This is a genomic window from Pyxidicoccus sp. M6, assembly GCF_055568925.1.
This window is the reverse complement of sequence record NZ_CM145714.1, coordinates 9,231,276-9,250,879: the sequence shown is the minus strand read 5'-3', so window position 1 is coordinate 9,250,879 and position 19,604 is coordinate 9,231,276. Positions and strand designations below refer to the sequence as shown.

The window sequence follows — 19,604 nt, the reverse complement described above, 5'->3', positions numbered from 1 at the left end:
GGAATGAGGCGCACGCACGGACCCGGTGGCCGCACCCTCATCAAGGCCCTGCTGGCGGTGCTCGGCCTCGTGTTGTCTTTCCTGCTGCTGTCCACGGCCTTCTTCAAGTGGCATCTGCGCGGCGCGGAGCCCCTGCTCGAGCCGCGCTTCGCGCTCGGCAAGTTCGTGAGGGATTTGCCCGGCCACCTCGTGTGGCTGGTGCCCTTCATGCTTCTGCAGGCCTCCATCATCCCGCTGCGCGCGGTGCAGTGGCAGCGCACCCTGCGCCGGCCGGTGCCACTGAAGGAGCGCTACCACCTGGTGGCCATTGGCGCCTTCGTCCACAACGCGCTGCCCGGGAAGCTGGGCGACGTCATGCGCTCGTTCCTCCTGTCGCGCACGCAGCGCATTCCCTTCCTGCGCTGCCTGGGCTCGGTGGGCGTGTGCAAGCTGATGGAGTTCGCCGCGCTGATGTTGCTCGTCTCGGCGTCGCTACTGGGCCCCTTCGGCGCGACGCTGTCGCGCTTCAGGAATGAGCTGAAGGTGGCCGTCTACCTCTGCATCGGCCTGGTGGCGCTGGTGGTGCTGCTGGCCCACTGGGCCGCTCCACTCGCGCATGCGCTGCACCGGCGCCACAAGCTGCCCCGGCTGGAGGGCTTCCTCCACCACGTGAGCGAGGGCCTGGGCACCGCGCGCTCCTTCACCGGTATGGCGCGCGTCTTCGTCTTCTCCGTGGGGCCGGTGCTGGCCTCCGCGCTGGGCTATGGCCTGGCCCTGAATGGCATTGGCATCAGCGGGGGGCTCTTCGCGGGGGCCGTCGTCCTGGGCGCCATCTCCCTGGGCCAGTCGCTCCCCGGCGTGCCCGCGGGCATGGGCATCTATTACTTCGTTACCAGCTGGGCGGCCCGCAGCCTGGGCGCTTCGCCGGAGGACGCGGCGGCCTTCTCCACGCTCACCCACCTGGGCGTCGTCATCAGCCAGGTGTCCGTGGGTGCGTACTCCCTGCACGTGCGGAAGATTCGCGTCCGGGATTTGCGAAGGGGAGGCAGCCTGGCGCGCGAGGCCGCGCACCACGTGGCCCACGAAGCCGTGGAGCCCGCGCCGCCCTGAGCGAAGGCGGCGAAGCAGACCCCAGAAAAGCGAAAAGGGGCCCCGGTTTGAAACCGGGACCCCTTATCAACTTCATGCCCAGGAGAGGACTCGAACCTCCATGCCCTTGCAGGCGCTAGACCCTGAATCTAGTGTGTCTACCAATTCCACCACCTGGGCAGGTGGTGCTGTTGCTGCGGTGCTGCGGGTACCGCCGTGCTGCGATGGGCGAGACGTATAGAGGCCCTGCCCCGCTCCGTCAAGCACTACGTAACAACGCTACTTCTTCAGCGGCCATTTCCCCTCGGCCTCGAGCGCGCGGCGCAGGGCGGGGTTCTCGTCCATGAATGCGGTGAGGGACTCCTCGGTGATCTCCACCAGGATGTCCTCGGCGCCCAGCTCCGTCTGGCAGCTCAACCGGGAGTACGGGCGGACGTCGAACCCCATGTCCAGGCGGTCGGCTTCCGCGTCCGTCTGCTCGCTCAGCGAGTCGAGGCCCTTGCGCACCCAGATATGGCAGGTGGAGCAGGCGCAGACGCCGCCACAGCTATGGCCCACCTGGGCGCCGCACTGTTCGGCGGCGTCCAGCAGGGTGGTGCCCGTGGGCACGTCGGCGCTGACCTCGGCCAGGGGGCTCTTGAAGGTCACCTTCGGCACGTCAGAACTCCTCCACGGAGTGGCCCGCCACCACCTGGGTGATGGCCTGGTTCATCACCCGCTCGATGAACGGGCGCGACGCCTCGTCCAGCGCGTGCACGGCCTCCTTCAGCTTCAGGTGGTCCTCGCCCTTCATCAGCTCACGCACGCGGGCGATGGCCGCGTCGATGGCCGCGCGCTCCCCGTCCTGCAATAGCGAGCCATGCTCGCCAAGCTGGCGGTCCGCCTCGGCGAGGACGCGCTCGGCGTCCACGCGCTGCTCGCGCACCTGGCGGGCCTGGATGTCGTCCTCGGCGTGGTCGATGGAGTCGAGCAGCATCTGCTCGATTTCCTCGTCGGTGAGGCCGTGGCTCGGCTTCACGGTGATGGCCTGCGTGGCGCCGGTGCTCTGCTCCTTCGCGCTCACGGAGAGGATGCCGTCCGCGTCCACGCTGAAGCGCACCTCCACCCGTGCAATGCCCGCTGCCATCGGCGGAATGCCGGACAGCGTGAAGCGCGCGAGGCTGCGGTTGTCGTCCACCAGCTCGCGCTCGCCCTGCACCACGTGCACGTCCAGGCCCGTCTGGCCGTCCTTGAACGTCGTGAAGACCTGCGCGGCCGCGGTGGGGATGGTGGAGTTGCGGGGGATGAGCTTCTCGGTGATGCCGCCCATCGTCTCCAGTCCGAGCGACAGCGGAATCACGTCCAGCAGCAGCACCTCGTCATCGCGGTCCGTCGTGGTGAGCAGGTTGGCCAGCACCGCCGCGCCCAGCGCCACCACCTGGTCCGGGTCGATGTCGCCCAGCGGCTCGCGGCCGAACACCTCCGCCACGAAGCGGCGCACCGCCGGCACGCGCGTGGCACCGCCCACGAGGACGACGCCGTCCAGCTCCGCCGCCGTCACGCCCGCGTCCTTCAGCGCGCGCCGGCACACCACGCCCGTCTTCTGGACGAAGGGCTGAATCCACGCCTCGAAGTCCGCGCGCTTCACCGTCTGCGTGTGGGCGCCCACGGTGAGCTGCACCTCGGGCGCGTCGGTGAGGGCCTCCTTCGCCTTGCGCGAGGCGGCCAGCACCTCGGCCACCAGGGCAGGGGAGGGGTCCGTGGCGCCCATGGACTGGAGCACCTGCTGGGCAATGGCCCGGTCGAAGTCGTCGCCGCCCAGCGCGGAGTCGCCGCCGGTGGACTTCACCTCGAACACGCCGTCCTCCAGCTTGAGGATGGAGATGTCGAAGGTGCCGCCGCCGAGGTCATAGACGGCGTAGGTGCCCTGGCTGCCCTTGTCCAGGCCGTAGGCCAGCGCCGCGGCGGTGGGCTCGTTGAGCAACCGCAGCACCTCCAGCCCCGCGAGCCGGCCCGCGTCCTTGGTGGCCTGCCGCTGCGCGTCGTCGAAGTAGGCGGGCACGGTGATGACCGCCTGCTCCACCTTGGTGGAGAAGTGCGCTTCCGCGCGGCGCTTGAGGGCGCGCAGCACCTCGCCGGAGACTTCAATCGGCGTCACCGGCGTACCGCCCGCCACGTCGAAGCGGACCACCTTCGCGCCGGGGACGAAGCGGTAGTGCCCCAGCTTGCGCGTCTCCGCGTCGTCCGGGCTGCGGCCCATGAAGCGCTTCACGGAGGAGATGGTGTCGGTGGGGAACTCGGCCGCCAGGCGGCGGGCCCGCGCTCCGACCACCACGCCCCCGTCCTTCGCGTAGTGCACCACGGAGGGGAGCAGCAGCGCGTCGCCCTCGTCCACCGGGACGCAGCGGGCCTTGCCCTGCACCACCGCCGCGACGAGCGAGTTGGTGGTGCCCAGGTCGATGCCCACCGCCTGCCCCTTGGGCTTCAGCGGGTCGTGGATCTGCAGGTAGCCATTCTTGCTCACGACAGACTCTCCTCCTCGAACGCGTCGACCTGCTCGAGGAAGCGCGTGAAGTAGCGCACCCGCCCCAGCGCGTGCGATGCCTTTTTCACCAGGTCCGCTCCCCCGCTCCCCCCTTCGAGGGTACGCAGGACACCGGCCGCCTCCCCGAGCGCCGCCTTGCGCCGGGCCTCCACGTCGGTGGCCATGCCGCGCGCGCGGGCCAGGTCCTTCTTCTCCATGGCCGTGTCCAGCGCCTCGCGCAGCTCCATGACCTCCTCGAGGAACTCCAGCGGCATGTCCTTCTGGGCGCCCGCGTCCTCGCGGTCCAAATCGATGCCGTGCAGCTTGAGGAGGTAGAAGGCGCGGCGCACCGGGTCCTTCAGCGTCTTGAAGGCCTCGTTGAGGGCGGTGGTGCCCTCCAGTGCCTTGAGCCGCTCGCGCGCGTCGGCCTGGGCCACGCGGTCCGGGTGGAGCTGCAGCGACAGCTCGCGGTACTGCTTCTCCAGCGCTGGCACGTCCACGTCGTAGGCGCGCGGCAGGCCGAAGACGTCGAAGTGGGTCCTCACAGCGGGCTCTCTCTCCACAAGGGGGTGACAAACGAAAAGGGCCCGGCGACTGGCCGGGCCCGGGTGACGGTGGCTCCCGGGTGGGGAGCCGGAAGTCAGACGGCGAAGCTCTCGCCGCAGCCGCAGGCGGCCTTCACGTTGGGGTTGTTCAGCTTGAACCCCGAGGCCATCAGCGTCTGCTCGAACACCAGCTCCGTGCCGATGAGGTACAGGTAGCTCTTCGGGTCCACGAAGACGCGCACGCCGTCCTTCTCGAAAATCTTGTCGCGCTCGCGGGCCTTCTCGGACCACTCCATGGAGTACTGGAGGCCCGAGCACCCGCCGCCGCGCACGGCCAGCCGCAGGCCGGCCTCGGGCGTCTGGCGCTGCTCCAGCAGCTCCTTCAGCCGGCGCACCGCGCTGTCCGCGATGACAATGCCCTTGGGGGCGGGCTTCGCCGCGGGCGCGGTGGCAGGCGTGGGGCTCTGCATCGTCTCCTGGGTCGCCTGCTCACTCATGGTTCGCCTCTCTCCCGTCGCCCTACGTCAGGACGCCTTGGCCTGGCGCGCGGCGCGCTTCTTCTTGAAGTCCTCGATGGCCGCCTTGATGGCGTCCTCGGCCAGCACCGAGCAGTGAATCTTCACCGGCGGCAGCGACAGCTCGCGGGCCACGTCCTTGTTGGAGATGGTCATCGCCTCGTCCACCGTCTTGCCCTTCACCCACTCGGTGACGAGCGACGAGGAGGCAATCGCCGAGCCGCAGCCGAACGTCTTGAAGCGCGCATCCTCGATGCGGCCGTCGTCCGTAATCTTGAGCTGCAGACGCATCACGTCACCGCAAGCGGGCGCGCCCACCAGACCGGTGCCGACGTTCGGGTCTTCCTTGTCCATCGTCCCGACGTTGCGGGGGTTCTCGTAGTGGTCGATGACCTTGTCGCTGTAAGCCATATCGACTCCTTCAACGAATGCTTCGCACCAAAGGTTCCGGAGGGCAATGCCCCCCGTGTGAGGGGACGTGCGCTCCGCTGTATGCCTGGAAAGACGGGCTAATGGGCCGTTCACTCGTGAGGCGGCGTCAGTGCGCCGTCCACGCAATCGACTTCAGGTCGATGCCTTCCTTCGCCATCTCGTAGAGCGGGCTCATCTCGCGCAGCTTGCGGACCTTGTCCACCACCAGCTTCACCACGTAGTCGACCTCCTCCTCCGTGGTGAAGCGGCCCAGGCCGAAGCGGATGGAGCTGTGCGCCAGCTCTTCGTCCACACCCAGCGCGCGCAGCACGTAGGACGGCTCCAGCGACGCGGAGGTGCAGGCCGAGCCGGAGGACACCGCCACGTCCTTGATGCCCATCATCAGGGACTCGCCCTCGGCGTGGGCGAAGGAGATGTTGAGGTTGCCCGGCAGCCGGTGCTCCAGCGAGCCGTTGATGACCGTCATGTCCAGCGCGTCGGTGAGGCCCTTCCGCAGCTTCTCGCGCAGGCGGAGGATGCGGGCGGACTCCTCGGGCAGCTCCTTGCGCGCCAGCTCCGCCGCCGCGCCGAAGCCGACGATGGCCGCGACATTCAGCGTGCCGGAGCGCATGCCGCGCTCATGGCCGCCGCCGTCGATGATGGGGGCGATGCGCACGCGCGGCTTGCGGCGCACGTAGAGGGCGCCGATGCCCTTGGGCCCGTACATCTTGTGCGCGGTGACGGACGCGAGGTCCACCTTCATGGCCTCCACGTCGAAGGGCACCTTGCCGATGCCCTGCACCGCGTCGCAGTGGAAGAGCACGCCCTTGGAACGGCAGAGGGCGCCAATCTCCGCGACGGGCTGCACGGTGCCAATCTCGTTGTTGGCGAACATGATGGAGACCAGCACCGTCTTCGGCGTCATCGCCGCGGCGAGCTTCTCCAGGCTGACGCGGCCGTCCTGCTCCACGTCCAGGTAGGTGACGCGCGCGCCGCCGGTGGGGCGCTCCGCCCACTTCTGGTACGTGGCGTCGTTCTCGATGTCGTACTTCGCGGCGAACTCGGCGAGATTGTCCTCGGTGACGTCCTGGCCGGACAGCTCGGAGAGGCGCAGCGCCTTGAGCTCGTCCAGGCGCTCCTGGCGGATGCGCTCCAGGCGCTTGCAGGTGTCGAGGACGGCCTTGTGCTCCGTCTTCAGGGTGATGATGTGGTCACCCTTCGACTTGTAGAACTCGATGACGCCCTTGATGGCGAGGTTGTCGGACTCGGTGGCGCCGGAGGTGAAGACGATTTCCTGCTCGGACGCGCCGATGAGCTCGGCCACCTGCTGGCGGGCCTTCTTCACCGCCGCCTCGGCCTTCCAGCCGAACACGTGGTTGCGGCTGGCCGCGTTGCCGAAGTCCTCGCGCAGGTAGGGGAGCATGGCCTCCAGCACCCGCGGGTCCAGCGGCGTGGTGGCGTGGTTGTCCATGTAGATCGGCAGCTTCACCATTGGCTCCAGCACCTTCTCTTGAGGGGGCTTCCACCGCCCCCGCGCCCCGGCGCCTTCGGAAGGCGCGCCGCAGGGGAGTCGTACACCGGCCCACATGAATGTGGACCGGACTGGTCAAATATAAAAAGGCGTGCCCCCGGGTCAAGCGAACATAAGGCGGGCGTGTGACTCGGGAGGAGGGCTTCCGTGGGGTGCGGGAGCGCTCCGAATCGATGCGTCGGAGAAGAACGCCGCGCCGTCGTGGATCAGTCCGGGCGCGCCGTCCTGGAGCGGGGTGCGCCGGAATGGCGCGGCCCCTTCGCCCAAAGGCCTGATTTCCCGGCAGCCCATGCCCTGGCCCGCCGCCTGCTCTGCGGCCCTGTCGCAAGCAAGAGGAGGCAGGCATGAGCGGGAACACGAAGCAGGCGGCCAAGGTGAAGGAGTCCTTCGAGTCCGGTGAGCCGATGTCCCGGACGCAGCTCGTCCGCATGGACGGCGGTGGAGGCGAGGGACGTCCGCCCCGGCACATCGAGGGGTGGCGCGCCGGCAAGCCCGTGGAGGACCCGGAGAAGATGAAGCGCTGGGGCCTCATCACCGCGCGGCCGAGCGAGTTCCTCGTGCACATGCGGCGCGGCCGGGTGCGCGAGGTCAGCGGCCAGGGCGCGAGCTGCTTCAAGTGGCCGGGTGACTCGGTGGCCATCGTCCCCACCAGCATCCAGCGCCTCCAGTTCACCGCGGACCAGGTGACGAACGAAAAGGTGGGCGTGGCGGTGACGGGCCTCGCGGTGTACCGAATCGCCGACCCGCTGGTGGCCTTCCGGATGCTGAACTTCTCCTTCCCCGAGCGGGCGCAGGAGAAGCTGGCGGAGCTGCTCCGCGAGATGTTCGTGGGCGCGGCGCGGCGCCTCGTGGCGAACATGTCCGTGGAGGAGTGCCTCTCCAAGCGGAAGGAAGGCATCGCCGCGGAGCTGATGCGCGAAATCGCCCCGGTGGTGGCGGGCAAGGGCAAGCTGGAAGACCAGTCCGACGCGGGCTGGGGCGTCATCATCGACACGATTGAAATCCAGGACGTGCGCGTCCTGAGCTCCACCGTCTTCGAGAACATGCAGGCGCGCTTCCGCCGCGAGCAGGAGCGGCAGGCGCGCGAGGCGGAGCTGGCCAAGGAGCGCTTCGTCCACCGCGAGGAGACCGAGGCCGAGCGGCAGTTGAGCCTCCAGCGCCTGGCGGCCGAGGAGGAGGTGCGCCAGAAGCGGCAGGTGGCGGACGAGCAGGCCCGGCTGGAGGCGCTGGCGGTGGAGGCGCGCGTCGCCGAGGCAAAGCTCGCGCAGGAGCGCACGCTGAAGCAGGAGCAGGCCACGGTGGAGCGTGAAGTCGCGCTCACGAAGATGGCCGCGGAGCAGGAGGTCCGCCAGAAGAAGCAGGTCTCCGACGAGCAGGCCAAGCTGGAGGCACTGTCCGCGGACTCGCGCCTCGCCGAGGCGAAGATTGTCTCCGAGCGCGCGCTGTCCACGAGCCGCGCGCAGGTGGAGATGGAGAAGCTGCAGCGCGAGCAGGAGGCGGAGGTCGCCCGCCAGCGCATGGCGCTGGAGAAGCTCAAGCGCGAGCAGGACGCGGACGTGCACCGCGCGAAGCTGGAGCTGGAGAAGCTCAAGCTGGTGCAGGAGGCCGAGGCCGCGCAGGCCAAGGTGGAGCTGGTGCGCCTGCAGCGCGCGCAGGAGGCGGACGCCGCCAGGTCGCAGATGGAGCTGGCCCGCCAGCAGCGCGAGGCGGAGCTGGAGCTGGCGCGGCAGGAGCGCGAGCAGCAATTGGAGCTGGCGCGGCTGCAGCGCGAGCAGGAGGCGGAGTCCACCAAGGCGCGCATGGAGCTGGCGCGGCAGCAGCGTGAGCAGGAAATCGAGCTGGCGGCGCAGCAGTACGAGCAGGAGCTGGCGCTGCAGAAGCAGAAGCGCGAGCAGGAGGTGGAGCTCGCGAAGCTGCGCCAGGAGCAGGAGGCGGAAGTCGAGAAGGGCCACATGGTGCTGGAGCGCATGCGCCGCGAGCAGGAGCAGACCACGGCGCGTCACGAGGCGCTGCTCGCCGAGCACCAGCAGGAGGCGGAGCGGCTGCACGCGGAGCTCCAGGTGGTGCAGGCGCGCAGGGCGATTGTCGAGACGGAGGTGGCCATCGCCGAGCTGCGCGTGCGCAAGGACCAGGCGCAGCAGGAGCTGGAGCTGAGCAAGGCGAAGGCGCTGCGCGCCATCGAGAACAGCGTGAGCGCGGAGGTCATCCAGATGACGCTGGCGCAGCAGCTGCCGCAGGTGGCCGCGGCCTTCCAGCAGAAGATGGGCGAGGTGCACGTCACCGCGGTGGATGGAGCGAACCCGTTTGGCTACATCGCCGCCGCGGTGGAGGGCGTCATGGGGCTGGCGCGCTCCGCGGGCCTCAAGGTGCCTGCCTCCTCGGCTGGCGCCACGGCGCAGTAGCCGGTTGCCCCGGGCCTGCGTATAGAGGGGGAGCCCCGGGGCAAACGGAGTCGAGCGCGCATGGATGCGAAGAAGCTGGGAGTCGTGGCGGTGCTGGCGGGTGTGGCGGTGGCCGTGGTGCCCTGGCTGCTGCCCACCGGCCCTACCTCCGGCCTGGATGCGGCCCGGTTCCTCGAGTCGGGCAGCCTGGCGGTGGGCGCCGCGGTGGTGTTCGCAGGTGGGTTGCTCACCGCGTTGACGCCCTGTGTCTACCCGCTGATTCCGATTACCGTCTCCGTCTTCGGCGCGCGGAAGGCGGAGGGGCGGGGCCGCGCGCTGCTCCTCACGTCGGCCTACATCGTGGGCATGGGCGTGGTGTTCAGCGCGCTGGGGATTCTGGCGGCGAAGACGGGGCAGGCCTTCGGCGCGCTGCTGGGGCACCCGGCGGTGGTGACGGGGCTGGCGGTGTTCCTGCTGCTCCTGGCCACGTCCATGTTCGGCGCCTTCGAGCTGACGCTGCCGTACACGTGGCAGACGAAGCTGAACTCGGTGGGCGGCGCGGGCTTCGCGGGTGCGTTCCTCATGGGCAGCGTGTCCGGCTTCCTCGCGGCGCCGTGCACCGGGCCGGTGCTGACGGGCCTGTTGGCCTTCGTGGCGAAGTCCGCCAACACCACGCTGGGCGCGACGCTGCTGTTCATCTACGCGCTGGGCATCGGCGTGCCGTTCTTCCTCATCGGCGTCTTCACCGTGCGCCTGCCGCGCGGCGGCGTGTGGATGGAGTGGGTGAAGAGCGTGCTGGGCATCATGCTGGTGGCGCTGGCCTTCAGCTACCTGAAGGACGCCATGTCCTGGGCTCGCGACGCGGTGAAGGGGCTGGGCATGCAGGTCGGGCAGTTGCCGGGCGCGCTCATCGCCTCCGTGCTGGTGGTGGCGGGCGTGGCGCTGGGCGCGGTGCACCGCTCGTTCAAGGAGGGCACGCGCGACTTCTCGCTGAAGGCGCTGGGCGTGGCCCTGGTGGTGGTGGCGCTGGTGCTGCGCGGCGGCGCGCTGGACGCGGGCCCGGTGGGCGCGCTGTGGGTGCGCATGGGCCTGGCCGAGCCGCCGCGGGCGCCCTCCTGGAAGTGGCACCACGTCATGCCCGCGAAGCAGGCGACCTTCTCCCCGGACGAGTTCGAGAAGGTGCTCGCGCAGGCGAAGGCCGAGGGGCGTCCGGTGCTCATCGACTTCTTCGCGGACTGGTGCGCGGCCTGCAAGGAGCTGGACCGCGAGACGTACCCGGCGCAGGAGGTCATCTCCCAGTCGGACGAGGGGCACTTCCTCACCGTCAAGATTGACGCGACGAACAGCGAGGACAACCTGGACGCGCTGATGGAACGCTTCGGCGTGGAGGGCCTGCCCACGGTGGCCTTCGTGTCGCCGCAGGGCGAGGTGCTGAAGAAGCCGCGCGTCACCGGCTTCCTGGAGCCCAGCCCCTTCGCCGCAGAGATGAAGAAGGCGCGCTGCGACGGCGGCAACGCCTGCTAGTCACCGACGTCCTCGTCACAGCCGGGCATGGCGAGCCGGCCACGGCTCATCATCACCCGGTCGATCATCACCTCGTGCAGCGCGTAGAGGGGGCGGGCCACGGGCTCGCCCTCCAGGTGCGCCAGCGCTCCGGCGATGGCCTCCAACGTGGACATGCCGTCCGGGTGCGGAGGCCTGCGCAGGCGGCGCGTGTCCGGCGCGGGCGGTGGCAGCTTCAGCCCCGGCAGCCTTCGCAGCGCGGGCACCCGCTGCACCATGCGGCGTGCTTGTCCCCAACTTCCATCCAGGATGATGAGCCGCGCTGGCAAAGGCGCATCCGGCGCGGGCGACTGCTGCGCGTCCGGGAAGAGCAGCCACGTGTCCGGTCCCTCCAGTACGGACGCGTCGAAGGGCGGCTGGCCCGGCGAGCCGTACGAGAGGATGCGGCAGCGGGGCAGGGCGAGCGCCGCCATGCGCGCGGTGTTGGTGGACTTCAGCGTCTCCTTGTGGTGGCGGATGATGAGCAGCTCCGTGCGAGTGGAGACGCTCGGGACTTCCGCGCAGAGACACAGGGACGTGGGGAGGAAGCAGCGCGAACAGCGGCCCGCGAGGTCCTCCGGAGTTCTCGACCTCATTTCCCCTGACGGTAGCGCTCCATCAGGGTGCGCGCCTCGCGCAGTTTCTCCTCGACGAAGCGGTCGTCCGCGTCCGGCTCGTAGTCCGCGTCCGGCAGGTCGAGGTGGAAGAGGGCGGACAGGCTCGTGGGTGTCACCTCCAGCCACTCCGCCGTGCGGTTGAGCGCGGCCTGGCGGCGGCCGGCGAACGTCTCCGGCCCATCCTCTGGGCCGCAGCGGCAGATGCGGGCCGAGTCACCCGACACGTCCACGTAGAGGCCCAGCACCTCCGCGTCCAACTCCGCGGCCAGCGCGCAGGTGGCCTCGCTGACGTAGGCGGCCATGGCCTGGGCAGCGGAGCGCTCGGTCAGCGAGCGGACGAGGAACACCTGCCACCCCGCCTCGGTGAGGGGCCCGGCCTCCTGCAAGGGGGCCAGTTCCGCGGGAGGGGCCTGGATGCGCGAGAGCAGCCGACGCACGGGCGCTTCCAGCCGCTCGAGCCGGGCGCTCGACGCGGGGCAGAAGAAGACGACGCGGTACTCACGGCTGTCAGCTGCGGTTTCCATAGGCATACGGCGTCGCCAGGAACTGAAGGAAGGTGTCCGCGGGTGTGCGGCGCCCCAAGAGGACCAAAGGACTCCCCGCGCATGCAAGGGGGGATTTGGAACGAGGGTTCAAGGTGTGGCGGATGGTGTCGGAATGACGGGCGCCGGCTCCCGGCGTTCGGCGGCCACCCAGGCCCCCGCCACCAACACCAGCACGCCTCCCGCCACGCCCGCCGGCGCCAGCGCCTCCGAGAAGACGGCCCATCCGACGACGGAGGCCGTAAGGGGTTCCAGGTAGGTGAGGGCCCCCGCCGCCGCGGTGGGGACGCGCCGGAGGCCGGCGTTGAAGAGGAGGGTTCCCGTGAGGCCGCACACCACGCCCCCCGCGAGGACTCGGAGTGTGGCTCCGTCCAACGCCGGGGGTAGGGCCGCCGCTCCGAAGTACAGCAGCAGGGCCGCCACGGAGATGGGCGCGTGCAGCGAGGCGACGGCGAGTGGGGAGTAGGCGCGCACGGCCGCCTTCGTGCCCAGGACGATGATGGCGTAGAAGATGGCGCTCGCCGCGCCCAGCGCCGCCGTCAGCCCGGAGAAGGCGGTTCCAGGCTGGATGATGAGCAGGGCCAGCCCGAAGAGGGTGACGGGCACGCCCACCCGGGCTCGCACGGAAGGGCGCTCGCGCAGCACCCACGGTGCGAGCACGGCCACGAGCAGCGGGGCGAGGTAGTGCGTCAGCACCGCGACGGACACGGGCCCGTTGCGCATGGCCGCGAAGAAGAAGGCCGTGTTGGCCGCGTCCGCCAGCCCGACGGTGACGAGCGCCGCGGTGGCGCGTCTGTCCCGCAGCGCCTCACGCCGCAGGAGGAAGGGGGCGGGGAGCGACATGGCGGTGACCACGAGCAGCGCGTTCTGCGGCCCGGACAGCCCCGCGGGCCGGAGGAAGAGGGCCCAGCAACCCCACAGGGTGGCCCCGGCCGCGACCATGGCGAAGTACCGCACCGCGTGACTCCTGGTGACACCGGAGCACCCCACGGCTCCGGCGGGCGCGCAGCGTACACCACGCGCCGTACGACGCGCCCAGCGCGAGCGTGCCTGCTCCCCAGCCAGCGGCGCGTCCGAATCCCGCCGCCGGCTCAGGTTCCGAGCAGGAGGGTCGAGAGGCTGGCGAGAAAGGGTGACAGGAGGATGAGGCCCTGCTGAAGCTCCTGGAGCGCGGAGCCCCGCAGGCCCAGGTAGGTGTGGATGGCCTGCTGCTCCTCGGTCCACACCTTCCAACTGGTGCGCGCTCCGGCGGAGCTCCGGACGAGCCGTCCGGCGAGCACCCGTCCCACGTCCGTCAGCGTCTTGTGCGCCGGCAGATAGCCGCAAGCGAGCAGCCCGGTGCAATACAGGCCGTAGGCCATCACCCATGAAGCCGGGAGGGTCTCCGCCCGGGAGGGAAGGGCTTCGTTGTGCATGTCGCGGAACACCGCCATCAGGACGAGCGCGGTGCCGATGATGGTGGCCATGAAGCCCAGGAACCGGCGCAGCCTCGAGCGGAGCCATTGATACCGGCGCACGTCCTCCGTGAGGCGCTGGGGCTCGGAGACTTCATCCTCGCGATGCAGCTCCCGCAGCCAGCCGATGAGCTGCACGTGCACGGCGAGGAGGCCGGAGGCATGCACCATCGTCACCCCCACTCCGAGAATGGCGAGGAGGGGCATTTGCATCTGGAGGTCGAACTGCGTGTTGAGGGCGGCCAGGTCCGTGGGCCGCGCCGAGGAGGTGATGAGGAAGAGCAGGTTGGGGAGCGCCCCGGTCACTCCCACGGAGGTGACGCCGAGCACGATGGCCATCCGCTCTCCGGACGTGCGTGGCCAGAGGGGAGGGTCACGACTCCTGAGGTCTCCCAGGACCGTGAGGATGGAGGCCAGATAGAGCGCGGGCTGGAGCGCGAAGAGGAAGTGCCACAGCCATGCACCTCGCAAGCGCCAGAAGGACTCCCCCGGCCGCTCGAGGAGATCCATGAGGAGCAGCGTGGCCAGGAAGGACAGGGCACAGAAGATGACGATGGCGATAGGCGACCGGAAGACGAGCGAGACGAATCCAGGCTCCTCCCGCCAACGTGCTGGAGGCTCGCGTTCCCGCGACGGTTCCGGGGGCGAAGGCGCTCCATCTCGCGGCTCGGACATCCCTGCCTCGTCGTGTGCTGGCGACATCGAGCATGCAGGCGGCGCCAGGCCCGCCTGCGCTCGACGAAGCCCGGACTAGGGGCGCACGTCGATTCGCCGGTTGGCTCCCCGCCCCGTCATACGGGTCGTCGTGGTCGTGGTCGTCGTTTCCGTCGGCCGGCCCCATGGGAAGACGAGCGCGAGAGCCAGGCCTGCCAGCCCCACGACGGAGTAGATGAGGCGGCCCGCCGCGTTGGTCTCCTCCCGCGTGCCGCCACCGAAGATGGCGTCCACGAGGTTCCAGTTGAAGAATCCGATGAGGCCCCAGTTGATGGCGCCAACAATGACCAGCACGGCCATCACCTTGGCCAGCACGGCCTTCAGACGGTCAGCATCCGCTCGTTCCATGGCTCGTCCCCTCGGCTCGGCGTGGCTCGAGGTCCTGCTCGAGCCGCCTGCGCCCAGCACAACCTAGCGCGCGCGCGAAGCTCCGGCCCGGCTGCCCTGCTGCTTCGCGGAACCGCGGGCGAAGACTCCGAGCCGGGAGTGGAGCAGGGCTACCTTTCGCCTGGGGGAACCATGGAAGGCGTCCATCATCGCCAGGGCAGCGGCGCAGCGCCCGGCAGGGTGACGGAGTGGCTGGACTCCGTCAGGAGGCTGAGCGAGGCGTGGCGGCGCAAGACGCTGAGCGACGCGGCGGCTGCGCTCACGTTCAGCGCGCTGGCCTCGGTGGGGTCGGCGACCGCTGGCGTGGTGAGCCTCATGACGGCCCTCAACACGGCGTACGGTGTGGCGGAGGGCCGCCCGCGCTGGAAGGTCTACGGAATCGCGTTCGGGATGATGCTGGCGGGAGCCGTCCTGCCCCTGCTCGCCGGGCTCCTTGCGGTGGTGACTCCGATGCTGGCCTCCCGGCTCGGACCTCCATGGACGATGCTCACTGGCTGGCTGAGATGCTGGGCGCGGAGAGCAACGCCGTCCTCGCTCGTCATCCCCACGCCGCTGCCCGAGTTCGCGAAGGCAATCCGCGTGGACGTGAAGCCCTCGTTCACACCGCCGTGGCCGAAGCGGTCATTGCCCTGCTCGAACTGGAACCCGAGCCCGAAGCCCTCGGACTGCATGGAGAGCATCTGCTTCGCCATGGCCTGCGACACCCCGCGCGCCGACTGGCCCGCCCTGGCCTGCGCCACCTCCAGCGCGAAGCGCGCGAGGTCCGACGCCGTCGTCCACAGGCCCGCGGGTGCCATCTTCGGGTACACGTGACACCTGCCGTCGACACTCTTCCCGCTCGCGTACGTGCCAGTGGCGGGAGGCGCCGCGCGCTCGGGCGAGCTGCGCGGGTGCTTCATGTTCGAGTCCTTCTGAGGGCTCGGCTGCACGCGTCCGCTTCCATGGCGAAGCGGACGCGCGGCCTCGTCACGCGGCTACTTCTCCTGCGTCACCTTGTTGCCCGTGCCGGTGCGCGAAATCTTCGGCTTCGACTTGCCGTGGCCGCGCTTCCAGGTGACGTTGTTGCCGGTGCCCGTGACGTCGATGGCGCTGGTGGCCTCCACCTTCACGGTGTTGCCGGAGCCGCTCACCTCGACGCGCTTGCACTCGCCGGTCAGCGTCACGTTGTTGTTCGCGCCGGTGATGTCCACCTGGGTGTCCGGCGTGCACGCATGCGTCGCCGTCTCGCCCATGCCGGTGACTTCAAACGTGTCCGAGTCGTCCTCCGCGGCTGCCGTCATGGGCCCGAAAGCACACGCCACCATCATGAACACTGCCGTGCCCAGCTTCCTGTTCATTCGTCGGTTCCCCTGTGAAAGGCGGGCCGGAGATGGCTCCGCACCGCCCCCATCTACGTGACGTCCGGCGGGATATTCAATTTCGCGGTGCTTCCGCGCCCGTCGCCCTGGCGGAGCTCGCGGCCTGCTTCCTTTCTCTGGGCAATGGCCTGGGCCTTCAGTCCCTCCATGTCGGGGACGAAGGAGCGCTCGGGAACGAGGCGGGCCCGGCGGATGCGGTCCATGCGGAACATGCGCGCGGCGGACTTCTCCACGTCCCTCGCGAGCACGTACCAGGCCGGCGCCTCCACCAACAGCCCGTGCGGCTCCACCAGTCTGCGGCTCGCCTGGCCGTGGCGGTCCCTGTACTCGAAGGACAGGCACACCTTGCGCGCGAAGGCCTGCTCGAAGACGGCGAGCAATTCCTCCGGCGGCGTGCCGAGCTCCGCCAGGATGCGCACACTGGCCGGGCGCCCCACCACCACGCGGCGGCAGAGCTCGCGCATGCTCCGGGCCCGCTCGCGCGGGACGCTGGCGAAGAGCTTCTCCAGCCCCGAGCGCGCGGCGCGGCCCCACGGCAGCGACGTGGCCGTGGCCGACAGGTTCGCGGCCAGCCACAGCGCCACCACCTCCTCCAGCGACAGGTGGACGGCCGTCAGCCCGCGCGCACCCTCCAGGCGCACGCCGCCGCCCGGCCCCGAGTCGCTGCTGATGGGCACGCCCTGCTCCCTCAGGGTGGCGAGGTCCCGGTGCACCGTGCGCGCGCTCACCTCCAGCGCCGAAGCAATCTCCGCGACGGTGGTGACCTCGTGGGCCCGAAGGTAGTCGTGCAGCCGCATCACCCGGTCGACTCGTGCCATGGCCGCCAGTCTCCGACAGGCGTGGCACGGGCTCCAGGGCGCTGAGCGCTCAGCTGCGCCGCGACTCCACGACGGCGCGGAGGTGCTCCTCCTGCTGCTTCAGCTCGGGCGTCAGCGCGTCGCCCATGTCCGTCATCTCGATCACCTGGCGGATTTCGATTTCCGACTCGCCCGGCATCGGGTTGGGGATGCGCTTCACCCATTCAATCGCCTCCTCCCGCGACTTCACCTCCCACAGCCAGAAGCCGCCGATGAGCTCCTTCGTCTCCGCGAAGGGCCCGTCGATGACGGTGCGCTTCGTCCCGGAGAAGCGCACCCGCGCGCCCTTCGAGCTGGGGTGCAGCCCCTCGGCCGCGAGCAACACGCCCGCCTTCGCCAGCTCCTCGTGGAACTTCATCATCTCCGTCATGAGCTTGTCGTTCGGCGGTACCCCCGCCTCGCTGTCCTTCGTGGCCTTCATCAGGATCATGAAACGCATGTCGTCCTCCTCCGTTTGGGAGGCCGGTGCATTCCGGCCTCATCCACACGTCGAAAATGGGCTCCGGAAATCGACACGCCGTGCGCCCGGAATCCGAGTCCCCTCAACCGCTGGAAATCGCAGGGCTTTGCCCACCCACCGCACCATTGCTGCCAGTTCCTGACAGGGATGGGCCGTACTCCTCGAGCCATGGTGCGCGAGCGAGCGCACGTTCAAGCCTGAAGGGAGAACGCCATGGTGAAGGGACCTGCTGGAGCGCTGTACGTGGACGACGGAGGGAAGGGCGGGGTGCCCGTGGTGTTCGTCCACTCGAGCTGTGGGAACACCACGCATTGGGACGCGCAGCTCGCGCACCTGCGAGGGCAGCGGCGCGCGGTGGCGCTCGACTTGAGGGGGCACGGGCGTTCAGCGCCGCCGCCGAAGGAGGACATCTCCATCGAGGACTTCGCCAGCGACATCCACGCGGTGGTGGACGCGCTGGGGCTCCAGCGCTTCGTGCTCGTGGGGCACAGCATGGGCGGCGCGGTGTGCGCGGCCTACGCGGGGCTGCACCCGGAGCGCGTCGCGGGCCTGTTCCTGTTGGACCCGGCCTCGGACGGGCGCGCGATTCCGGCGGAGCAGGCCGCGGGGCTGATGCAGGTGCTGGCGACGGACGCGTGGAGCCACGTCATCGCGGAGTTCTGGGCGCCGATGCTCGCGGCCTCGCGGCCCGAGGTGCGCGAGCGCGTGCTCTCGCAGATGCGGGCCACATCGCAAGTGGGCGCACGCGCGGGGCTGGGAGCGCTGCTGTCGTTCGACCCCGTCGCCGCGCTTCGGCGCTACCCGGGGCCGAGCCTGTCCGTCATCACCGCCTTCAACGAGGAGCCGGGCTCGTACCAGCGCCTCCTGCCGGAGCTGCCGTTCAAGAAGGTGGACGGCACCGGCCACTGGGTGCAGCTCGACGCGCCGGACACGGTGAATGCACTCCTGGATGGCTTCCTGGCGAGCATCCGCTGAGCGCCCCGGCGCGGGCTCTGTCACAGTGCGGGCATGGGGCCCTTGTTCGCCTACAGCCTCGTGCCCGTGCTGTCCGTGGCGCTGCTGCTGTGCTTCACCGCCGCGCTCCGGGGCCGCAATGCCCGGGGCCTCGCGCTCTACTGTCTGGCCACGGCGATGTGGAGCGGCTCCTTGCTGCTGCTCTGCATCCCCAGCACCTTCGAGGTGGGCGCGCGCCTCGTCACCATCGGCGCTTTCATCTCCGCCACGTACCTGCATGCCGCGTATGAAGTGACACGGCAGCGCTCGTACCGGCTGGTGGCGCTGGCCTACGCGGTGGCGGTGGTGGTGGCGGTCCTGGGCATCTTCGCTCCCAACATCCTCTACGGCCCGGTGGCGCTGGGACGCGGGCCCCTCTTCTGGCCCTCCATGGTGCTGGCGGTGTCCGCGGCGGTGGTGCCGCTGGTGCACGTGGCGCGCGCGTACCGGCACGAGGCCCCCGAGCGGAGGTCGGTGTTGCGCAGCCTGGGCATCGCCGGTGCGCTGGCGTACTCGGGCAGCATCGGCAACGCGCTGCTCCTGTCGAGCGGCTATGCGCTGCCCTTCGGCATGTACTCGGTGCTGGCCGCGCTGCTGGTGCTGGTGCACGTCATCAACGCGCACCAGGCACCGGGAGACCGGCGCCTGCTGGAGCGCAGTCTTCTCTACTCGGCGCTGGCGGCGGTGCTGTCCGCGGGCTTCCTCTTCGGCGTGCTGACGCTGATGGCGGGCAGCGGCCAGCCCTTCCTCGCCGAGTACCGCCTGGGTGCCTTCTTCCTGCTCGCCCTGGCCGCGCTCGCCTTCGAGCCCGTGCGCCAGGGCATGCAGGAGTGGCTGGGCCGCCGCCTGTTGAAGGGCCGCGCCACGGGCAGCGAGCTGGCCGCCGCGCTCGCCGTGCAGGAGGCGCGCGCGGACCAGGCGGCGCGACTGGCGGAATTGGGACAGTTCACCTCCGCCGTGGCCCACGAGGTGCGCAACCCGCTGGGCGTGCTCTCCGCGCACCTCAAGCTGCTGGAGCGCCGGGGTGTCGACTCGGAGTCGGTGGCCGCGATGCGCGAGCAGATTGAGCGCGCCAGCCACTTCGTCGACGAGCTGCTCCGCTACGGCCGGCCGCGTCCGTTGGATTTGAGACGCGTGGACGTGCCCGCGACGCTCGCCCTGGCCTGGTCCACCGCGCGTCAGGGATTGGGCGCGCTGGCGCCGGAGGTGGACTTCGACCCGCCGGGAAGCGAGTCATTGGAAATCGAGGCGGACCAGGCGCAGCTTTCACAGGTGTTTGTGATTCTTGTCGAGAACGCCCTGCTCGCGCTGCGAGAGATGCCTACACCCAGGCTGCGGGTGCGCTGCGAGCGCGGGGAGAGGGGCGTGCGTGTGCGGGTGGAGGACAGCGGCCCCGGTATTCCCACGGAGTTGCTGCCGCGCCTCTTCCAGCCTTTCGTGACGGGGCGAAAGCGCGAGGGGCCGCGGCCGGGGACGGGCCTGGGCCTCGCGATTGCTCGCGGAATCATCGAACGTCATGGAGGCAACATTCGGGCGGCTCGCTCGGATTCCCTGGGCGGCGCGTGTTTCGAGGTAGATTTGCCTTTCACCCAGCCGGTTTCGCTCACTGCCGCCATGTCCTGACTCATGGCGTCGGTGCAAGGAATTGATTTCCCAGTGAGCCCGGTCACAGCGCCGTCACGCATCTTCGTCTAGGACAGGGGTACGGGGGGTTGGATGAATTTTG

The 19,604-nt window shown here is 69.9% G+C and carries 21 protein-coding genes, 1 tRNA gene and 1 pseudogene; 6 read left to right on the top strand and 17 right to left on the bottom strand.

Annotation, left to right across the window (positions count from 1 at the left end; genetic code table 11):
* Nucleotides 1-3 precede the first annotated feature (3 nt).
* Nucleotides 4-1,089, top strand: coding sequence for a lysylphosphatidylglycerol synthase transmembrane domain-containing protein (locus ACVTJA_RS36280; RefSeq protein WP_465826751.1), 1,086 nt, complete (start codon nucleotides 4-6; stop codon nucleotides 1,087-1,089).
* 75 nt (nucleotides 1,090-1,164) lie between these two features.
* Here the strand turns inward: ACVTJA_RS36280 and ACVTJA_RS36275 are convergent.
* The 7 genes from ACVTJA_RS36275 to ACVTJA_RS36245 all read right to left on the bottom strand — a co-directional run bounded on the left by ACVTJA_RS36275 (nucleotide 1,165) and on the right by ACVTJA_RS36245 (nucleotide 6,531).
* A tRNA-Leu gene (locus tag ACVTJA_RS36275) sits at nucleotides 1,165-1,248 on the bottom strand.
* 99 nt (nucleotides 1,249-1,347) lie between these two features.
* Nucleotides 1,348-1,725 (bottom strand): 2Fe-2S iron-sulfur cluster-binding protein, encoded by a 378-nt coding sequence (locus ACVTJA_RS36270; protein WP_465826750.1) that lies wholly within the window; start codon nucleotides 1,723-1,725, stop codon nucleotides 1,348-1,350.
* A 1-nt stretch (nucleotide 1,726) separates the two neighbouring features.
* Nucleotides 1,727-3,571, bottom strand: a complete 1,845-nt coding sequence (gene hscA, locus ACVTJA_RS36265; protein WP_465826747.1) for a Fe-S protein assembly chaperone HscA — start codon at nucleotides 3,569-3,571, stop codon at nucleotides 1,727-1,729.
* The gene (gene hscB / locus ACVTJA_RS36260) at nucleotides 3,568-4,116 is read right to left on the bottom strand and encodes a Fe-S protein assembly co-chaperone HscB (protein ID WP_465826743.1); all 549 of its coding nucleotides are present in this window, start codon (nucleotides 4,114-4,116) and stop codon (nucleotides 3,568-3,570) included. The genes hscA and hscB overlap by 4 nt, the downstream gene beginning before the upstream one ends.
* A 95-nt stretch (nucleotides 4,117-4,211) precedes the next feature.
* Nucleotides 4,212-4,613: a HesB/IscA family protein gene (locus ACVTJA_RS36255; protein WP_465826741.1), complete on the bottom strand. Its 402-nt coding sequence runs from the start codon at nucleotides 4,611-4,613 to the stop codon at nucleotides 4,212-4,214.
* 27 nt (nucleotides 4,614-4,640) lie between these two features.
* Nucleotides 4,641-5,042 (bottom strand): Fe-S cluster assembly scaffold IscU, encoded by a 402-nt coding sequence (gene iscU, locus ACVTJA_RS36250; RefSeq protein WP_163998403.1) that lies wholly within the window; start codon nucleotides 5,040-5,042, stop codon nucleotides 4,641-4,643.
* A 127-nt stretch (nucleotides 5,043-5,169) separates the two neighbouring features.
* Nucleotides 5,170-6,531 carry an IscS subfamily cysteine desulfurase gene (locus ACVTJA_RS36245; RefSeq protein ID WP_465840603.1) on the bottom strand — a complete coding sequence of 454 codons (1,362 nt, stop codon included), beginning with the start codon at nucleotides 6,529-6,531 and terminating at the stop codon, nucleotides 5,170-5,172.
* Between the two features lie 386 nt (nucleotides 6,532-6,917).
* Between ACVTJA_RS36245 and ACVTJA_RS36240 the strand changes: the two genes are divergently transcribed.
* On the top strand, nucleotides 6,918-8,975 hold the full coding sequence (locus ACVTJA_RS36240) for an SPFH domain-containing protein (protein ID WP_465826738.1): 2,058 nt from the start codon (nucleotides 6,918-6,920) through the stop codon (nucleotides 8,973-8,975).
* Nucleotides 8,976-9,035: 60 nt separating this feature from the next.
* Nucleotides 9,036-10,478 (top strand): protein-disulfide reductase DsbD family protein, encoded by a 1,443-nt coding sequence (locus tag ACVTJA_RS36235; RefSeq protein ID WP_465826734.1) that lies wholly within the window; start codon nucleotides 9,036-9,038, stop codon nucleotides 10,476-10,478.
* Here the strand turns inward: ACVTJA_RS36235 and ACVTJA_RS36230 are convergent.
* The 6 genes from ACVTJA_RS36230 to ACVTJA_RS36205 form a co-directional block, all read right to left on the bottom strand.
* Nucleotides 10,475-11,092 (bottom strand): tRNA-uridine aminocarboxypropyltransferase, encoded by a 618-nt coding sequence (locus ACVTJA_RS36230; RefSeq protein ID WP_465826729.1) that lies wholly within the window; start codon nucleotides 11,090-11,092, stop codon nucleotides 10,475-10,477. The genes ACVTJA_RS36235 and ACVTJA_RS36230 overlap by 4 nt on opposite strands.
* A complete protein-coding gene (locus tag ACVTJA_RS36225) occupies nucleotides 11,089-11,637 on the bottom strand; it encodes a hypothetical protein (RefSeq protein ID WP_164020594.1) in 549 nt (182 codons plus the stop codon). The genes ACVTJA_RS36230 and ACVTJA_RS36225 overlap by 4 nt, the downstream gene beginning before the upstream one ends.
* A 108-nt stretch (nucleotides 11,638-11,745) precedes the next feature.
* Entirely contained in the window at nucleotides 11,746-12,612 is an 867-nt protein-coding gene (locus ACVTJA_RS36220; protein WP_465826726.1) for a DMT family transporter, read from the bottom strand.
* Nucleotides 12,613-12,746: 134 nt separating this feature from the next.
* On the bottom strand, nucleotides 12,747-13,784 hold the full coding sequence (locus tag ACVTJA_RS36215; protein WP_465826722.1) for a hypothetical protein: 1,038 nt from the start codon (nucleotides 13,782-13,784) through the stop codon (nucleotides 12,747-12,749).
* 75 nt (nucleotides 13,785-13,859) lie between these two features.
* The gene (locus ACVTJA_RS36210) at nucleotides 13,860-14,171 is read right to left on the bottom strand and encodes a DUF378 domain-containing protein (protein ID WP_465826718.1); all 312 of its coding nucleotides are present in this window, start codon (nucleotides 14,169-14,171) and stop codon (nucleotides 13,860-13,862) included.
* A gap of 185 nt (nucleotides 14,172-14,356) precedes the next feature.
* Complete coding sequence (locus ACVTJA_RS36205; RefSeq protein WP_465826715.1) at nucleotides 14,357-14,527, bottom strand: hypothetical protein; 171 nt, start codon at nucleotides 14,525-14,527, stop codon at nucleotides 14,357-14,359.
* Here ACVTJA_RS36205 and ACVTJA_RS36200 point away from each other — a divergent pair.
* Nucleotides 14,493-14,618 (top strand): annotated as a pseudogene (locus ACVTJA_RS36200) (YihY/virulence factor BrkB family protein); the annotation flags it as partial. The gene ACVTJA_RS36205 and the pseudogene ACVTJA_RS36200 sit on opposite strands and share 35 nt — an antisense overlap.
* Here ACVTJA_RS36200 and ACVTJA_RS36195 read toward each other — a convergent pair.
* The 4 genes from ACVTJA_RS36195 to ACVTJA_RS36180 all read right to left on the bottom strand — a co-directional run bounded on the left by ACVTJA_RS36195 (nucleotide 14,582) and on the right by ACVTJA_RS36180 (nucleotide 16,864).
* Nucleotides 14,582-15,109: a serine hydrolase gene (locus tag ACVTJA_RS36195; protein WP_465826713.1), complete on the bottom strand. Its 528-nt coding sequence runs from the start codon at nucleotides 15,107-15,109 to the stop codon at nucleotides 14,582-14,584. The pseudogene ACVTJA_RS36200 and the gene ACVTJA_RS36195 sit on opposite strands and share 37 nt — an antisense overlap.
* 75 nt (nucleotides 15,110-15,184) lie before the next feature.
* The gene (locus tag ACVTJA_RS36190; RefSeq protein WP_465826710.1) at nucleotides 15,185-15,547 is read right to left on the bottom strand and encodes a DUF3060 domain-containing protein; all 363 of its coding nucleotides are present in this window, start codon (nucleotides 15,545-15,547) and stop codon (nucleotides 15,185-15,187) included.
* A 53-nt stretch (nucleotides 15,548-15,600) separates the two neighbouring features.
* The gene (locus ACVTJA_RS36185; RefSeq protein WP_465826707.1) at nucleotides 15,601-16,386 is read right to left on the bottom strand and encodes a helix-turn-helix transcriptional regulator; all 786 of its coding nucleotides are present in this window, start codon (nucleotides 16,384-16,386) and stop codon (nucleotides 15,601-15,603) included.
* Nucleotides 16,387-16,435: 49 nt separating this feature from the next.
* Nucleotides 16,436-16,864, bottom strand: a complete 429-nt coding sequence (locus ACVTJA_RS36180) for a YciI family protein (protein ID WP_465826704.1) — start codon at nucleotides 16,862-16,864, stop codon at nucleotides 16,436-16,438.
* 234 nt (nucleotides 16,865-17,098) lie between these two features.
* On the opposite strand from ACVTJA_RS36180, the gene ACVTJA_RS36175 reads away from it, so the two are divergent.
* On the top strand, nucleotides 17,099-17,860 hold the full coding sequence (locus ACVTJA_RS36175) for an alpha/beta fold hydrolase (RefSeq protein WP_465826702.1): 762 nt from the start codon (nucleotides 17,099-17,101) through the stop codon (nucleotides 17,858-17,860).
* 33 nt (nucleotides 17,861-17,893) lie between these two features.
* On the top strand, nucleotides 17,894-19,501 hold the full coding sequence (locus tag ACVTJA_RS36170; protein ID WP_465826699.1) for a sensor histidine kinase: 1,608 nt from the start codon (nucleotides 17,894-17,896) through the stop codon (nucleotides 19,499-19,501).
* The last annotated feature ends 103 nt before the right edge of the window (nucleotides 19,502-19,604 follow it).

Excerpts from the sequence above, each read along its gene's own strand:
- ACVTJA_RS36280 (WP_465826751.1), top strand. The coding sequence starts at position 4 with ATGAGGCGCACGCACGGACCCGGTGGCCGCACCCTCATCAAGGCCCTG.
- ACVTJA_RS36255 (WP_465826741.1), bottom strand. The coding sequence starts at position 4,613 with ATGAGTGAGCAGGCGACCCAGGAGACGATGCAGAGCCCCACGCCTGCC.
- iscU (WP_163998403.1), bottom strand. The coding sequence starts at position 5,042 with ATGGCTTACAGCGACAAGGTCATCGACCACTACGAGAACCCCCGCAAC.
- ACVTJA_RS36240 (WP_465826738.1), top strand. The coding sequence starts at position 6,918 with ATGAGCGGGAACACGAAGCAGGCGGCCAAGGTGAAGGAGTCCTTCGAG.
- ACVTJA_RS36235 (WP_465826734.1), top strand. The coding sequence starts at position 9,036 with ATGGATGCGAAGAAGCTGGGAGTCGTGGCGGTGCTGGCGGGTGTGGCG.
- ACVTJA_RS36230 (WP_465826729.1), bottom strand. The coding sequence starts at position 11,092 with ATGAGGTCGAGAACTCCGGAGGACCTCGCGGGCCGCTGTTCGCGCTGC.
- ACVTJA_RS36225 (WP_164020594.1), bottom strand. The coding sequence starts at position 11,637 with ATGGAAACCGCAGCTGACAGCCGTGAGTACCGCGTCGTCTTCTTCTGC.
- ACVTJA_RS36215 (WP_465826722.1), bottom strand. The coding sequence starts at position 13,784 with ATGTCCGAGCCGCGAGATGGAGCGCCTTCGCCCCCGGAACCGTCGCGG.
- ACVTJA_RS36210 (WP_465826718.1), bottom strand. The coding sequence starts at position 14,171 with ATGGAACGAGCGGATGCTGACCGTCTGAAGGCCGTGCTGGCCAAGGTG.
- ACVTJA_RS36205 (WP_465826715.1), bottom strand. The coding sequence starts at position 14,527 with ATGAGGCTCACCACGCCAGCGGTCGCCGACCCCACCGAGGCCAGCGCG.
- ACVTJA_RS36195 (WP_465826713.1), bottom strand. The coding sequence starts at position 15,109 with ATGAAGCACCCGCGCAGCTCGCCCGAGCGCGCGGCGCCTCCCGCCACT.
- ACVTJA_RS36190 (WP_465826710.1), bottom strand. The coding sequence starts at position 15,547 with ATGAACAGGAAGCTGGGCACGGCAGTGTTCATGATGGTGGCGTGTGCT.
- ACVTJA_RS36185 (WP_465826707.1), bottom strand. The coding sequence starts at position 16,386 with ATGGCACGAGTCGACCGGGTGATGCGGCTGCACGACTACCTTCGGGCC.
- ACVTJA_RS36180 (WP_465826704.1), bottom strand. The coding sequence starts at position 16,864 with ATGCGTTTCATGATCCTGATGAAGGCCACGAAGGACAGCGAGGCGGGG.
- ACVTJA_RS36175 (WP_465826702.1), top strand. The coding sequence starts at position 17,099 with ATGGTGAAGGGACCTGCTGGAGCGCTGTACGTGGACGACGGAGGGAAG.
- ACVTJA_RS36170 (WP_465826699.1), top strand. The coding sequence starts at position 17,894 with ATGGGGCCCTTGTTCGCCTACAGCCTCGTGCCCGTGCTGTCCGTGGCG.